Source organism: Massilia cavernae (assembly GCF_003590855.1).
Taxonomy (GTDB): Bacteria; Pseudomonadota; Gammaproteobacteria; order Burkholderiales; family Burkholderiaceae_D; genus Telluria_A; species Telluria_A cavernae.
Genome location: NZ_QYUP01000114.1, coordinates 1 through 13,153 on the forward strand (window position 1 = coordinate 1; position 13,153 = coordinate 13,153).

At 62.2% G+C, this 13,153-nt stretch carries 11 protein-coding genes and 2 pseudogenes; 9 read left to right on the forward strand and 4 right to left on the reverse strand.

What is annotated here, in order from left to right; all coding sequences use genetic code 11:
• The 4 genes and pseudogenes from D3872_RS26480 to D3872_RS12600 form a co-directional block, all read right to left on the reverse strand.
• Positions 1-969, reverse strand: a pseudogene (locus D3872_RS26480) (IS3 family transposase); the annotation flags it as partial.
• Positions 970-1,123: 154 nt separating this feature from the next.
• Positions 1,124-1,681 (reverse strand): group II intron maturase-specific domain-containing protein, encoded by a 558-nt coding sequence (locus tag D3872_RS26485; RefSeq protein WP_229459297.1) that lies wholly within the window; start codon positions 1,679-1,681, stop codon positions 1,124-1,126.
• A 110-nt stretch (positions 1,682-1,791) separates the two neighbouring features.
• A pseudogene (locus D3872_RS26490) lies at positions 1,792-2,082 on the reverse strand (reverse transcriptase domain-containing protein); the annotation flags it as partial.
• 181 nt (positions 2,083-2,263) lie between these two features.
• Positions 2,264-3,246, reverse strand: a protein-coding gene (locus D3872_RS12600; RefSeq protein ID WP_119811096.1) for an IS5 family transposase whose coding sequence is annotated in 2 segments (ribosomal slippage) — positions 2,264-2,445 and positions 2,445-3,246 — 984 coding nt in all. Because the reading frame shifts where the segments join, the coding sequence is not laid out codon by codon here.
• Positions 3,247-3,938: 692 nt separating this feature from the next.
• Between D3872_RS12600 and D3872_RS12605 the strand changes: the two genes are divergently transcribed.
• From D3872_RS12605 to D3872_RS12635, 9 genes are all read left to right on the forward strand, one after another.
• On the forward strand, positions 3,939-4,118 hold the full coding sequence (locus D3872_RS12605; protein WP_220476935.1) for a DUF2934 domain-containing protein: 180 nt from the start codon (positions 3,939-3,941) through the stop codon (positions 4,116-4,118).
• A 15-nt stretch (positions 4,119-4,133) separates the two neighbouring features.
• Positions 4,134-4,304: a hypothetical protein gene (locus D3872_RS25675; RefSeq protein ID WP_182915794.1), complete on the forward strand. Its 171-nt coding sequence runs from the start codon at positions 4,134-4,136 to the stop codon at positions 4,302-4,304.
• Positions 4,301-5,599 carry an MFS transporter gene (locus tag D3872_RS12610; RefSeq protein ID WP_229459298.1) on the forward strand — a complete coding sequence of 433 codons (1,299 nt, stop codon included), beginning with the start codon at positions 4,301-4,303 and terminating at the stop codon, positions 5,597-5,599. The genes D3872_RS25675 and D3872_RS12610 overlap by 4 nt, the downstream gene beginning before the upstream one ends.
• The gene (locus tag D3872_RS12615; RefSeq protein ID WP_119811099.1) at positions 5,596-8,388 is read left to right on the forward strand and encodes an AMP-binding protein; all 2,793 of its coding nucleotides are present in this window, start codon (positions 5,596-5,598) and stop codon (positions 8,386-8,388) included. Before D3872_RS12610 ends, D3872_RS12615 begins: the two co-directional genes overlap by 4 nt.
• 18 nt (positions 8,389-8,406) lie before the next feature.
• A complete protein-coding gene (locus tag D3872_RS25680) occupies positions 8,407-8,580 on the forward strand; it encodes a hypothetical protein (protein ID WP_182915795.1) in 174 nt (57 codons plus the stop codon).
• A 353-nt stretch (positions 8,581-8,933) separates the two neighbouring features.
• On the forward strand, positions 8,934-9,173 hold the full coding sequence (locus D3872_RS12620) for a hypothetical protein (RefSeq protein WP_119811100.1): 240 nt from the start codon (positions 8,934-8,936) through the stop codon (positions 9,171-9,173).
• A 443-nt stretch (positions 9,174-9,616) separates the two neighbouring features.
• Positions 9,617-11,014 (forward strand): histidinol phosphatase, encoded by a 1,398-nt coding sequence (locus D3872_RS12625; protein WP_119811101.1) that lies wholly within the window; start codon positions 9,617-9,619, stop codon positions 11,012-11,014.
• Positions 10,995-11,297 (forward strand): hypothetical protein, encoded by a 303-nt coding sequence (locus D3872_RS12630; protein ID WP_119811102.1) that lies wholly within the window; start codon positions 10,995-10,997, stop codon positions 11,295-11,297. Before D3872_RS12625 ends, D3872_RS12630 begins: the two co-directional genes overlap by 20 nt.
• A gap of 391 nt (positions 11,298-11,688) precedes the next feature.
• Positions 11,689-13,077, forward strand: a complete 1,389-nt coding sequence (locus tag D3872_RS12635; protein WP_147373872.1) for a prolyl oligopeptidase family protein — start codon at positions 11,689-11,691, stop codon at positions 13,075-13,077.
• Positions 13,078-13,153: the final 76 nt, after the last annotated feature.

The window sequence follows — 13,153 nt, forward strand, 5'->3', positions numbered from 1 at the left end:
GCGACGGCGTTGTCCCAGCAGTTCCCTTTGCGGCTCATGCTGCAGATGAAGCCGTGGCTGGCCAGTTTCGCCTGGTATTGAGCACTGGCGTACTGGCTGCCGCGGTCTGAATGAACGATCAATCCTTCGCCAGGCCGCCGCTGTTGAACCGCCATGTGCAGAGCATCGCAAACCAGCTTGGCTGGCATGCTCGGTGCCATGGCCCAACCGACCACCTTGCGCGAGAACAGGTCGATCACCACCGCCAGGTATAGCCAGCCGGCTCCGATCCGGACGTAGGTGATGTCGGAGACGTAGGCCTTATTTGGCGCGGCCGGATTGAACTGGCGGCCAGTACGTTGGCGGCGATCGGCAGATCATGCTTGCTGTCGGTCGTGTGAATGAATTTGCGCTTCCAGACGGGTTTTAAGCCTGCCTGGCGCATCAAACGTCGAACCTTGAAGCGACCGGCCGCAATGCCCCGATTTGACAGCTCTGCCACCATACGGCGACTGCCATAGCTCTGGTGACTCGCCACGAAAGCTGCGCGTAAATGGACACTCGCTTTGCAAACCACCGGCGCAGCAGCACGGCGCTTAGCTTCATAGAAACCGGAACGGCTAACGCCCAGTACACGGCAGCTTTGCGAGACAGGGATGGCCTTCGTTTGCAGCTCGTCGATAAGTCGAAAACTCATTTCAGCTCGCGGGCAAAGAAGGCCGACGCCTTTTTTAAAATTTCTACGTCTCCTCGCAGTTGGCGGTTCTCCTGCTCCAGTTGCCGGATTCGTTGCTGCTCAGGCGTCAGCGGTTTGCCAATGCCTGGCTGGCCAGCCTGCTCGGAATCGTACTGCTCCACCCAGCGGCGAACGGCGGTGGGACCAATGCTCATGCTCTGGCACACATGCTGAACACTCAGCCCCTGTTCTTTGATCATTTTGACGACCTCAAGCTTGAAGCTGGGATCGAAACTACGGCGTTGCCTTGTCATGCAAATCTCCTCGGATGGTGGATTGTCCACCTATCGAGGTCGGGTAACAGCAGCGCATTGCTGCGCCGCCGTCCCCTAAGAACCGGACATGAGAGTCGCCCACTCATCCGGCTCAAGCCATTCGTCAGCGCCATTTTCTGGCACCGGGCATCAGTCAGACTGTCGAGGCTCGACGTCGGGCGAAATAAGACAACCACGCGGGATCAAAGGGATTGGCCGTGCCGCGTATTTTGACGTGCCGAACAATTGGAATCGTCGATGCGCGAAAGAGCCGAAGTCGCTGAGTGCTTCCATTGACTTTGGTTTCCGCAGCAAACACCCAGTTTTGGTTTCCCTCTGTGCGAAAGTATTTCTGTCTTACCCAAGCCGCGCCTTTCGTGGGATGCCGACGCATGGCCCATTTCCATAAGAGACGCCAAATTTGATGATCTATCGATGAGAATCGGGACTTGGAGACCACATGGCGATGATACATGGCCCAACCCCGAATGACCGGGTTGAGTTGCAAAATCAGATTCGTCTGTGTGGCACTCTTGTTAGTCTTAATGATTTCCCTAACCTTGTCCAAGAGAGTCTTCACACTCTTGTTTGCCGGTTTGATGAGCAGCTTACCGTCGTACTTACGTACGTTCTGCCCAAGGAAATCGAAACCCTCAGCAATGTGGGTGATCGGGGTTTTCTCTTCAGAGAGTTCCAGTCCACGGATGGCCATGAATTTCCTGACCGCCGGGAGGACGTTGTGTTCCAGAATTTCTTTCGATATCCAGTCACAACAAAATCATCCGCATATCTGACGACGTTGATCTTGAACTTGTCTCGTGCGCGTTTCGTCGGTCCCACGCTTGCATAAACTGCCGCTTCAAGTCCGTCTAACGTCATGTTCGCAATCACCGGAGAAATGATTCCCCCTTGCGGGGTACCGGCCTCGGTCGCAAATAGAGTTCCTTCGTCGATAAATCCAGCTTGAAGCCACCTCTGCAGGACCACCTTGTCCATCGGTATATTTCTGAGTATCCAGTCGTGACTGAAATTGTCGAAGCAGCCACGAATGTCACCCTCAAGAACCCATACTGGCGAACTGCGTTTTGCCAGTGCGATGAAACAGTGACCGATAGCATCAGCGCTCGAGCGTTCGGGCCGAAATCCATAGGGAAGCGCTGATCAATTGACGTTTCTGGCGCCGCGTCCGTTTTTCGAACAGACGGATTCATCCAACTGCGCGATTGCGGAATCGGCACTACCAGAAATCGCTTCTATTCGGTAAATCGGCCCTGCATTTCGCGCTTTTGCGCGCTCAAGACGCAACTCGGGATTCGGATATCGTGAACCGCCTACCCGCCAGGAGCAGATTGGCAAAGCCGAACAACGTGAACAGTTGTGCGGTGTTCTTCGCCAAGCCACGGTAGCGAACCTTGCGATGACGGAACAGGTTCTTCACAACATGGAACGGATGCTCCACCTTTGCCCGCACGCTGCCTTGAGATGTTCGAGTTTTTCCATCCTGCGTCCAAGCTTGTTGTTGGGCAGCGCCTTGCGTTTGGAGCGCTTCATCGCGACATGCCAGGTGACCGCCTTGCCTTGGTTCTCTTCGCGCTTTTCCACGCCCTGGTAGCCTGCGTCGCCGAGTGCGGCCACTTCGTCGCCATGCAGCAGCGCGTGCGCTTGCGTTACGTCGCTGACGTTGCCGGCGGTGACGACGACGGTGTGCGTCAACCCCGACGTAGCATCAACGCCGATATGGGCCTTGAGGCCGAAGTGCCAATCATTCCCCTTCTTCGACTGGTGCATTTCCGCATCGCGCTTCTTGTCTTTGTTCTTGGTCGATGGGGACGCTGCGATCAGCGTTGCATCGACAATCGTACCCTCGCGCATGATCAAACCCTTCTCCGCCAAGTGGCCGTTGATCGTGTCAAAGATCTTGCGCGTCAGTTCATTTTTCTCAAGTAGTCGGCGGAACTTCAGCAAGGTCGTTGCGTCCGGAGCGGATTCGCGATTGAGGTCAATGCCGACGAAACCACGGATCGCCTGGCTATCGTAGATCGCGTCCTCAATGCCCTCGTCGGACAATCCAAAGCACTGCTGGGCCACGTACATGCGCAGCATGCGCGCCAGTCCAACCGGCGGGCGTCCGGCACCTACAACCTTTGGATAGAAGGGCTCGATCAGTTGATGCAATTGCGACCAAGGCGTCACCTTGTCGATCTCAGCCAGGAAGCGATCACGCCGCGTCAGCTTTTTCTTGGCTGCGTATTCGAGGTCGGAAAAACTCTTCTGCATGGTCGACTGGTCAATGGTGAACGTGGCATCATTGTCTCAGGTCTTGCGCGCCGTCGGAACCGGCCCCGGAGAATAAATCAGCGTTTCCTTAGAAGTCTCAGATTTTGATTGACGCGAGCCCGTCGTGACAAAACTCTTCAGTTACCGGAATGGCCCGGAATTTTTAACTTGGAGAGCAATATGAACGCAACCTGGAATCCAGCCAGAGGGACGGCCGGGATTCGCGTAAAAATCCCCAAATTCTTCTGTAACTGATTGAGTTATTGGGATTTACGTGCTTTATCGACGGCACTTTCTTTCGATCGGCCACACAGCACCGCACCGCCGGACTACCCACAGTTGAAGGTTACGCCCGACGGGCCGGATTAAGTGGCGGCATCATAGCCGTCAACTGTCCGCGTAAGAGAGTGTTCGCCCCGACGAGCGCACCGTTGGCAACGCCGAGCTGTGAAATCTCGTGGTGGGCTTCGGATAGCCGCAGTTCGGCGATCTCGGCTGCATGGTTGCGGGCCAAGGCCCGCTCGCGTGCATCCGTAAGGGCCTTGACGGAACGCCTTCCCGACGATGAGGTATAGTAGTGTCCGACGGGACAACGGACCGGGAAGGAGACCGACCCGCCGCTGCGTTTCCGGACCTGAGGCGATTCATCACCGCCTTGGGCTTTTCGGCATGATGTGTCAATGGAGGGTATCTTGACAAAGCAAAGACGTAGCACGATCCAGTCCCAACCGCAGCAAATGACCGCCATCGCCGCCTATTACCTAGCCGAACGGCGCGGTTTCTCCCCGGGCCAGAAACTGGAGGACTGGTTGCGCGCCGAAGGGGAGATCGAGTCGCGCCTGCAGTCAGGCCTGCCGTCAAGCAGCGGCTGAGCCTGGCCCGACAGGATGGCGTTCTGGCTCTGTTTCGTGCCCCTGCTCGCGCCGCTGCTGCTCTGGCTCTACCCGCCGCGCTACAGCCACAGGCGCGACGCGCTGGCGGTCGTCGGCCTTTACCTCGTCGCCACGCTGGCGGCATGGCTCATCGTGCGCCACCTGCGCCGGCGGAGCCCGGGATGAGGCCCGCCCTGCGCGCCGAGGCGCGCCCGCGCGACGTGTGGGCCTGGGCGATGTATGACTTCGCCAACTCCGGCTACACCACGGTGGTCATCACTGCGCTGTTCAACGCCTATTTCGTCGCCGTGGTGGTGGATGGCCAGCCCTGGGCGACGCTGGCCTGGACGGCTGCGCTGGCGGTGTCCTATCTGGCCGTCCTCGCCACCGCGCCGGTCGTCGGCGCCTTCGCCGACCTCAGGGCCGCCAAGAAGCGGCTGCTGGCGCTCTCGACGGCGGGCTGCGTGCTGTTCACGGCGCTCCTGTATTTCGCGCAGCCCGGCGCGCTGTGGCTGGCCGTGGCCTGCCTCGTTCTGTCCAATTTCTTCTTCGGCACGGGCGAGAACCTGATCGCCGCCTTCCTGCCGGAACTGGCGCGCGGACGCGGCATGGGCCGGGTTTCCGGCTGGGGCTGGGGCCTGGGTTATCTGGGCGGCCTGTTCACCCTCGGCCTGTGCCTCGCCTGGATCGCCTGGGCGGAAAAGCGGGGGCAAGGTGCAGCGGATTACGTGCCGGTCGCCATGCTTATCACCGCGGCCATGTTCGCGCTCGCCAGCCTGCCGACCTTGCTGCTGCTGCCCGAGCGCGCCGTCCCCCGCGAGGGCCGCGCGCTCGACGCATGGCGGGAAGTGGCGCGCACATTGCGCTCTGCGGCGGGCTTTCCCGACCTGCGCCGTTTTCTCACCGCCGCGCTGTGCTACCAGGCCGGGGTGCATACCGTGATCGCCCTGGCGGCCATCTATGCCAACCAGGCCATGGGCTTCACGACGCAGCAGACGCTGCTGCTGGTTTTGGCGGTCAATGTCGCGGCGGCGGCGGGCGCTTTTCTGTTTGGCCACGTGCAGGATCGCCTCGGGCCGGTGCGTGCCATCGCCTGGGTGCTGGTTGGCTGGCTGTTCACCATCGTCCTGGCGGCGGTTGCGCGAACGCCCGGCACGTTCTGGGCGGCGGCGCATCTGGCCGGCCTGTGCCTGGGCGCCTCGCAGTCCGGAGGCCGCGCGCTCGTCGGGCTGCTGTCGCCGCCGTCGCGACGCGCCGAGTTCTTCGGCTTCTGGGGACTTGCCACGAAGCTCTCCGCCATCCTCGGCCCCTTGAGCTACGGCCTCGTCACCTGGGCGAGCGATGGCGACCACCGCCGGGCACTGTGGGCGACGGGCCTGTTCTTCGTGGTCGGGCTGGCGCTGCTCATCGGCGTGCACGCCGGTCGCGGACGACGCGCCGCGCTGCGCGCGGAGCGCGCTCTTTCGAAAGCCCCCCCATGAATCACGGCGACCGCCTGTTGGCTCTCGTGCGCGCCCTGGCGGCAGAGCTCAAGCCCGGCGCGGGCGACTTCTCTGCGCTTGACCTTAATCATCGTCTGGAACGCGACTTCGGTCTCGACAGCCTGGCCCGCGTGGAACTGCTGGCACGCATCGAGCGCGAGATGGGCGCACGGCTGGGCGAGGCGGCGCTCGCCGCCGAAACGCCCGCCGACCTGCTGCGACTGATCGGCGACGCGCCGCGGCCGAATGTTCCGGTCACAAGCGCCGTCGCGCCAGCGCCGATTCTTGGTAACTTCGCTGCGCCGCCGGCCGAGTTCGCCACGCTGACGGCGGTGCTCGACTGGCATGTCCGGCATCAGGGGGAGCGCATCCACATCATCCTGCTCGGTGAGGACGGGCGGGAGGATGCGATCAGCTACGCACGGCTGGCCGCCGCGGCACGGGCGGTGGCGGCCGGCCTGCTGGCGCGCGGCGCGCCGCCGGGCAGCCGCGTCGCCCTGATGCTGCCCACGGGCCTGGATTTCTTCGCCGCGTTTTATGGCGTGCTCCAAGCCGGCTGCGTGCCGGTGCCGCTCTATCCTCCGGCACGGCCGGCGCAACTGGAAGAGCACCTGCGCCGCATCGACGGCATCCTCGCCAACGCCGGCGCCCGCTGGTTCGTCGCCGATCCCCGCGCGCGCGCCTTCGCCGAGGCGCTGTCTGGTAAGTGTCCGACGCTGGCCGGCATCGTCACCGTCGCCGAGTTGGCCGCTCCCGTCGCGATGGCGCCGATGCCCACCCTCGCCGCCGGCGACCTCGCCTTCATCCAGTACACATCCGGCAGCACCGGCGACCCGAAGGGCGTCGCGCTCACCCACACCAACCTGCTCGCCAACATCCGCGCCATGCGGCAGGCGGCGCGGGCGACGCCCGCCGACGTGTTCGTTTCCTGGCTGCCGCTCTACCACGACATGGGGCTGATCGGCGCCGGCATGGGCAGCATGGTGGTCGGCTTCCCGCTGGTGCTGATGTCTCCGCTCGCCTTCCTCTCCCGGCCCGTGCGCTGGCTGGAAGCGATTTCCCGCCATCGCGGCACGCTCTCGGCGGCGCCCAATTTCGCCTACGAGATCTGCGCCAACAAGCTCACGGACAGCGAGCTCACGGGACTGGACCTGTCCTGCTGGCGCATGGCCTGCAACGGCGCCGAGGCCGTCAGCCCGGTCACGCTGGAACGCTTCGCCGCACGCCTGGCGCCGTATGGACTGCGGCGCGAGGCGCTGGCGCCCGTCTATGGCCTGGCCGAGTGTTCGGTGGGGCTGGCCTTCCCGCCGCCGGGGCGCGGCCCGCGCATCGACCGGGTGGCGCGCCGGGCGCTTGCGGACGAGGGACTGGCGCAGCCGGTCGGGGACTACCTGCCCGGCGCCCAGGCCGTGCCCGGCTGCGGCCACGCCCTGCCCGGCCATGCGATCCGCATCGTCGATGCGGCGGGGCGCAAACTCCCCGAACGGTGCGTCGGCCGCATCCAGTTCCGCGGGCCGTCGGCCACCGCCGGCTACTTCGAGAATCCCGCCGCAACGGCGAAGCTGTTCGACGGCGACTGGCTCAATACAGGCGACCTGGGTTATCTCGCCGGCGGCGAACTGTTCGTCACCGGCCGTGAGAAGGATCTGATCATCCGCGGCGGTCACAACATCCATCCTCAGGAGCTGGAAGAGGCTGTCGGTCGCATTACCGGCGTGCGTGCCGGCAATGTCGTGGCGTTTGCCGCCACCGATCCGCGCGCCGGCACCGAGCGCCTGGTGGTGCTCGCCGAAACGCGCGCGGTGGCGGCAGCGCACGCGCGCATCCGCGCGGAGGTCGAGCGGCTCGCCGTCGAACTCACCGGCCTGCCGGCGGACGACGTCGTGCTCGCGCCGCCCGGAACGGTGTTGAAAACCTCCAGCGGCAAGCTGCGCCGCGCCGCCTGCCGGACGGCCTACGAGCGTGGCGAGCTGTTGCGCCGCCCGCGCTCCCCCTGGCTGCAGGCGCTCGGCCTCGCGTTCGACGCCGCGATCGTCCGCCTGCGCGCCGCGCTGCGAAGGGCTGCCGGCGGCCTCTGGGGGTTCTGGGCCTGGACAGTCTTCGCACTGCTGGCGCCGCCGTTCTGGCTGCTGATCGCGCTGGCGCCGACGCTGGCGTTGCGCCGCGCGGCAGCCCGCGCCGGGGCGCGCCTGACGCTGGCGGCAGGCGGCATCCTGCCGCGCGTGACGGGCCTGGAAAATCTGCCGGACGGCGGCCCCGCGATCGTCGTGGCCAACCACGCCAGCATTCTGGACGGCATGGCGCTGACCGCCGCGCTGCCCGCCCACTTCGCCTATGCCGCCAAGCAGGAACTGCTCGGCCATCCGCTGTCGGCGACGCCGCTCAAGCGTCTTGACGCGGCTTTCGTCGAACGATTCGATACCGCCCGCGGCGTCGAAGACACCGAGGCCCTGGAGGTGCGTGCGAGCGCGGGCGATTCCCTCGTCTTCTTTGCCGAGGGAACCTTCCACGAGGCGCCGGGGCTGCTGCCCTTCCGCATGGGCGCCTTCCTGGCGGCCGCACGCGCCGGCGTTCCCATTGTCCCCGTTACCCTCAGCGGAACCCGTGCCCTGCTCCCCGCCCGGCGGCGCTGGCCGCGCCACAGCCCGCTGGCGGTAACGATCCATGCGCCACTCATCTCCGCCGGGACGGACTGGCACGCCGCGCTCGCCCTGCGCGACGCCGCACGGGGCGTCATTCTCGCCCAACTGGGCGAACCGGATGCCGGCTATTATGACCATCTCATTTAATCGACAGGGGAAATCCGCATGAGCAAACTCAAGCGCATCCTCGTCGCCACCGACTTTTCCGAACTGGGTAACGCCGCCGTGGGCCGTGCCGCGCTGCGTGAAGTATCAGATTTACTTCAACCGTCCGGGAAGTTCCACTCATACGTCAAAACTCCCTACCGCGTAATTGATACGAACGAACGAACGAACTAGCATTCTCGTTCCCAGCGAAAAGTCAGAGGGTTCAAGTTTCAAAATTGCTTCAACGGACGTCTCAGCCGTCCGTTGAAACAAAAGTGCCCGATTAGCTGAAGCAAATCTGCCAATCCCCGATCGTTTTGAAGTAAATCTGCCAATGCTACGAAACTCCGACATGCGAAAGTGCATGCGCTTACGCGTGACAATGCGTGAGAATGTTGCCCTTCGTTTCAGATAGCATGTAGGACTTATCTTACGCGCAATGATTCGTTGCGCAATTCCGGTGTCATGGCGTAACGGTACGGTGACTTGCCAGTGGGCGTGACGGACTTGTCGCGTGCGCCACTCGCGCGCCCAGTTGGAAGGTATTGAAAAAGATCGACCTGCACATCCCAACCCACGCCACCTCAGCGACAGTCCTTTCGTTTTCATTTGCAAGCGTCAAGGACTATGGGGTCGACGCCTATCCGGCCTTCATGCCGCGCCATACCAACCATGATGTCCTTCAAACGGTGAACAGTACCGGGAGATTCAAGCTGCGTTGCATCCCAGTGTTCCCCGGGATCAGAGATCAATCCGCCAGGAAGGCATTTGCTATTGATCATTAAATGACGCATCGATGGATTCCAGAGCAAGTGCGACCAGGTCAGCGCCGCATCCAAAGGATAGGACGACTACATTGAAGCTTTGAGGATCTGCCTGATCTTGGCGAGTCCTGCGCAACTATCTGCTGATACCGCAATGCACGACAAAATCCCGCGATCAGAAGCGGCACCCTCACTACAAAATCTTTTCTTCTTTCCCCACTGAGACTCAGTGACCTTGATCAGAAAGTTCTGCTCCCGTATATATCAGCAGCGTGAATCGCCAGCGTTAAAAAAGGTTCATTTACCGCAATCAAGATCGCACCAGTCCTGACGCCGGTCTGTTCAGCGACGTGAGATATTCTATCGAGGAAGATTGAATAAATTCGTTCGGACGTCAGACATACATTGACTGCGCCGACATCACGCTGGATGCGATCAAGTCCTGCCTGCAGGACAAGAGCAAGGTGGCGCTCAGCAGCGCGGATGGCAACGCACTGGTGCCGATTTTTGAGGACGGGCAGATGCTGTCCACCGGACTGAATATTCTGCTGGGCGAGCGCTCATCCGGCAAGACCTATACGCTGGAGAAAATCAGGGAGAGGATCGAGAATCCCAAGTACATCGCGCAATTCTCGCTGGTGCAGCAGAATGACGCGTCGGAGAAGGATTTCAACAACGAGATTCAGAATAACCGCAGCATCTTTGTCGATGGCTACCTGGGCGGATTCAAGGCCATCATGGACGAAGTCATCAATATCGACCTGCACGCCAACGACGTCAAATTCGACGCCTATCTTGAGTCATTGCTCAAGTCGGCTACCGAAGCCGACCGCCAAGATGCATATTCCAAAACTGCGCTGTTCAGCGAGTCTGAGTTCGCCATCGCGGAACCGAAGTCGCTGGAGGGCCTGATCGACGCGCTGGTCATCGTAATCGAGAATCTCGAATACCGCGACGTGATTGAAAAGCATGTGCAGCTTGCCTCTCTGAAGAACCTGGCGTGCGAACTCATCTTAATGTTCCGCGCCCGCTCGCGTGATATCAAGAAGAAAAAGCTGGCCAACGGGATCATCAAGGACGTAAAGGCGCAACTGAGAATGCGCACCTCTGCCACCCAGGTCGCGGAGATCGACTTCCTGAGTTACAGTCTGGACCGGGCGAAAGTGCGCAAGTTTGAGGCGCTCGCCACTGTCATGAAAAACGAGGCCACCATCCGCAACGAGAGCATCCAGGGCTTCCGCGTCGAGGCCAAACGCACGGCGTACGCGGGGGCCGGGGAGATAAAGTCGGCCAGCGGCACCAGCCTAGCATTTAAGGAAGCTCATAAGTGCTACGACCAACCCTACAGTTATCTGCAGGAGCTTTTGAACATTGAGGGGCTGTCGCGTTCAGACATTTATAAGCTGTTCGTGAAAATCAGCCACCGCATCCTGAACCGCGATGGCTTCGAGGTATCAGGCGGTGAGCGCTCGGAGTTTCGCCTGCTGCAGCATATCCGCGACGCCCAGAACTACGACATTCTGCTGATCGATGAGCCGGAATCGTCGTTCGACAATCTGTTCCTGAGGAGTGACGTCAATCAGATATTGAAGGACATATCGCTGATCATGCCGGTGGTGGTGGTCACCCATAACAATACCGTGGGTGCGTCGATCGGCGCCGACTATATCCTCTACGCAAAAAAAGAAATGGAAAATGGCAAACCACACTATCGGCTCTATTCCGGCCGGCCATCCGATAAAACCCTGACCGCGATCGATGGCCGCACGATCGAGACCCACACGGTGGTGATGAATTCATTGGAAGCCGGCGTTGACGCCTACGAGGGCAGAAAGACCAGGTATGAAAATATTAAAAATTGAGCGGGGCAATGGCTATTATCTGTCCGGTGCGGACCTGTACATCGAGATCGACAAGATTACCAAGGACCATTTGCTGGAGCTGATCAACGCCACCCTGGAACACGAGGTCACGTTTGATGCCTATGATGAGCAGTCCCTGCACAACCAGGCCCAGCGCATCGTCTACAAGAATATCCTGGAGAAGCTGCAGGACCTGGCGTCGCGGCGGCAGGAATTCAAGGACGAGTCGGACAATTGGTACGAAAAGGAGTTCGAGCGCTATGCCAAGCCAGTGGCCGAGTAGCAGCAGGCACGCGGCAGACGCGCCGCTTCAGCTGGCGTCGCCGTCCGTGCTGGCGCGCGCCAGCATGACGTAGCGCAGCATCTCGGTGGTGGCAGCCCACTAACCCTGGCCGTGAGGTAGAGCTAACCGCCCTACTTTTAGCTCAAGGACGTGCCGATCAGTCCGGGACGAATTATCAGGGACAATTCGTCCCGGTGATACGGTGGCTCCGGATTTTCGTTGTAAGCTTGATTACTCGCAACAACTCGACAAACACCATGAAGCTCCTGTTCTCGCTGTTTGCACTTCTCTGTGTGCCGCCGCTCACCGCCTACGCTGCGCAAGCACCAGAATCCACCCGCTCCCGAATACTGTCCCACCTCGAGGACGCGCGAGATCCGAAGACGGCGGATTGGGTCACCCAACAGGAACAGCGAACCGCCAAGACCATCGACCCGGCGCTGGTCGACGAAGTGTACGCGCGCTCGACAAGCTTTGGCTCGGCAGCGGCATCGGCATGCCGGAACGCCAGGGCCGCGAACACGTCTGGTGGACGCGCAAGGCGCCTGGCATGCCTAGGGCCTGGCATGCGGCCCGCACGCTGGGCGACAGCGCACCGTCCCTGTTGCCCGCGATGCCCGAGGACATGGCCGCTGTGCGCCTGAGCCCGAACGGACGCCTGATCGCTTTCGCCGTCGATGGACCGCAGTCGGGCCCCCGCCAATGGAAACTCTTCGACCGCCGCGCCGGACGCCTGCTCGACTGGACTGCAGCCGACGCGCGCCGGGGTACAGGCGCGGTCTGGCGCCCCGATTCGGGTGCGCTGCTATACATCCAGGGCGGTGATCGCGACAGCGTGGTGGAGCGCGCCGTCGATTCGCCTGCAGCCGTGCCGATCGCTACAGGCATCGACGCACCGGACGCCACGCGGCTCCAGTTGCTGTCGTACGATGCCGGCGCCGGTGCGTTTCTAGTGGCAGGCAAGGACGACGTCAGGCGCCCCTATGTCTGGCGGCTCGTGAACCTAGCTGCACCGCGCCTCGAGCCGGTGGTCGCCATTCCCGGCGCTCATTTCACGCCATTCCATGCGGATGCGCGCCGGACCCTGCTGCTGACCGATCATGAGGCGCCGAACGGAAAGATCATCGCTGTCTCGCACGGTCCCGCAGCAAAGGGATGGCGCACGGTGGCTGCCGGTACCGACCAGGGCAAGTTCGAGGAAGCGGCATGGACAGGCGACGGCGTGGCGGTCCGTGTGCAGCGCCCGCTGTACCGCGAAGCGCTGTGGTATCCGGCCGGCGGCGGCAAATCTGTCGCGTACCGGCTGCCTCACCATGGCACGATTTCGGGTATCGCGGCCGGGGACGCGGGCTCGGTTCTGCTGGACTATTCGGCGACTGCGGCGCCGCGCGGCATCTGGCGCGCGTCGCACCGAAGCCGCCCTGCTCGGCCGACGCTGACGCCATCGCTGCAATTTGACACGGGCGCCTACCGCACCCGCACCGATGAGATCGTTACCGCGCAGGGCGCGCGCATCCCGCTCCTGATCACCGAACCCCGCTCGCTGCGCGGGCCGGCACCGGTCTTCTTGTACGTCAACAGTTATGAGGGCCTGTCACCGGCCTTCGCCGCGACGCTCGCGTTCTGGCTGCAGCGCACCGGCGGCGTTTCGTTTCCGTCTGGCTCAATGACGGCGGCTTCGGCGGTCTGGCCTGGCAGGGAATGCCGCGCACCCGCAGCCTCGAGACGGCCGTCGACGATATCCACGCCGTCTATCGGCATGTGGTTTCCAGCGGGCTGACGACGCCCGAGCGGCTCGCCGTTCACGGCGGCGGCCATATCGGCGGCTTGCTGGTGTCCACCTCGCTGGTACGCTA

Excerpts from the sequence above, each read along its gene's own strand:
- D3872_RS26485 (WP_229459297.1), bottom strand. The coding sequence starts at position 1,681 with ATGGCCATCCGTGGACTGGAACTCTCTGAAGAGAAAACCCCGATCACC.
- D3872_RS25675 (WP_182915794.1), top strand. The coding sequence starts at position 4,134 with ATGGCGTTCTGGCTCTGTTTCGTGCCCCTGCTCGCGCCGCTGCTGCTC.
- D3872_RS12610 (WP_229459298.1), top strand. The coding sequence starts at position 4,301 with ATGAGGCCCGCCCTGCGCGCCGAGGCGCGCCCGCGCGACGTGTGGGCC.
- D3872_RS12615 (WP_119811099.1), top strand. The coding sequence starts at position 5,596 with ATGAATCACGGCGACCGCCTGTTGGCTCTCGTGCGCGCCCTGGCGGCA.
- D3872_RS25680 (WP_182915795.1), top strand. The coding sequence starts at position 8,407 with ATGAGCAAACTCAAGCGCATCCTCGTCGCCACCGACTTTTCCGAACTG.
- D3872_RS12630 (WP_119811102.1), top strand. The coding sequence starts at position 10,995 with ATGAAAATATTAAAAATTGAGCGGGGCAATGGCTATTATCTGTCCGGT.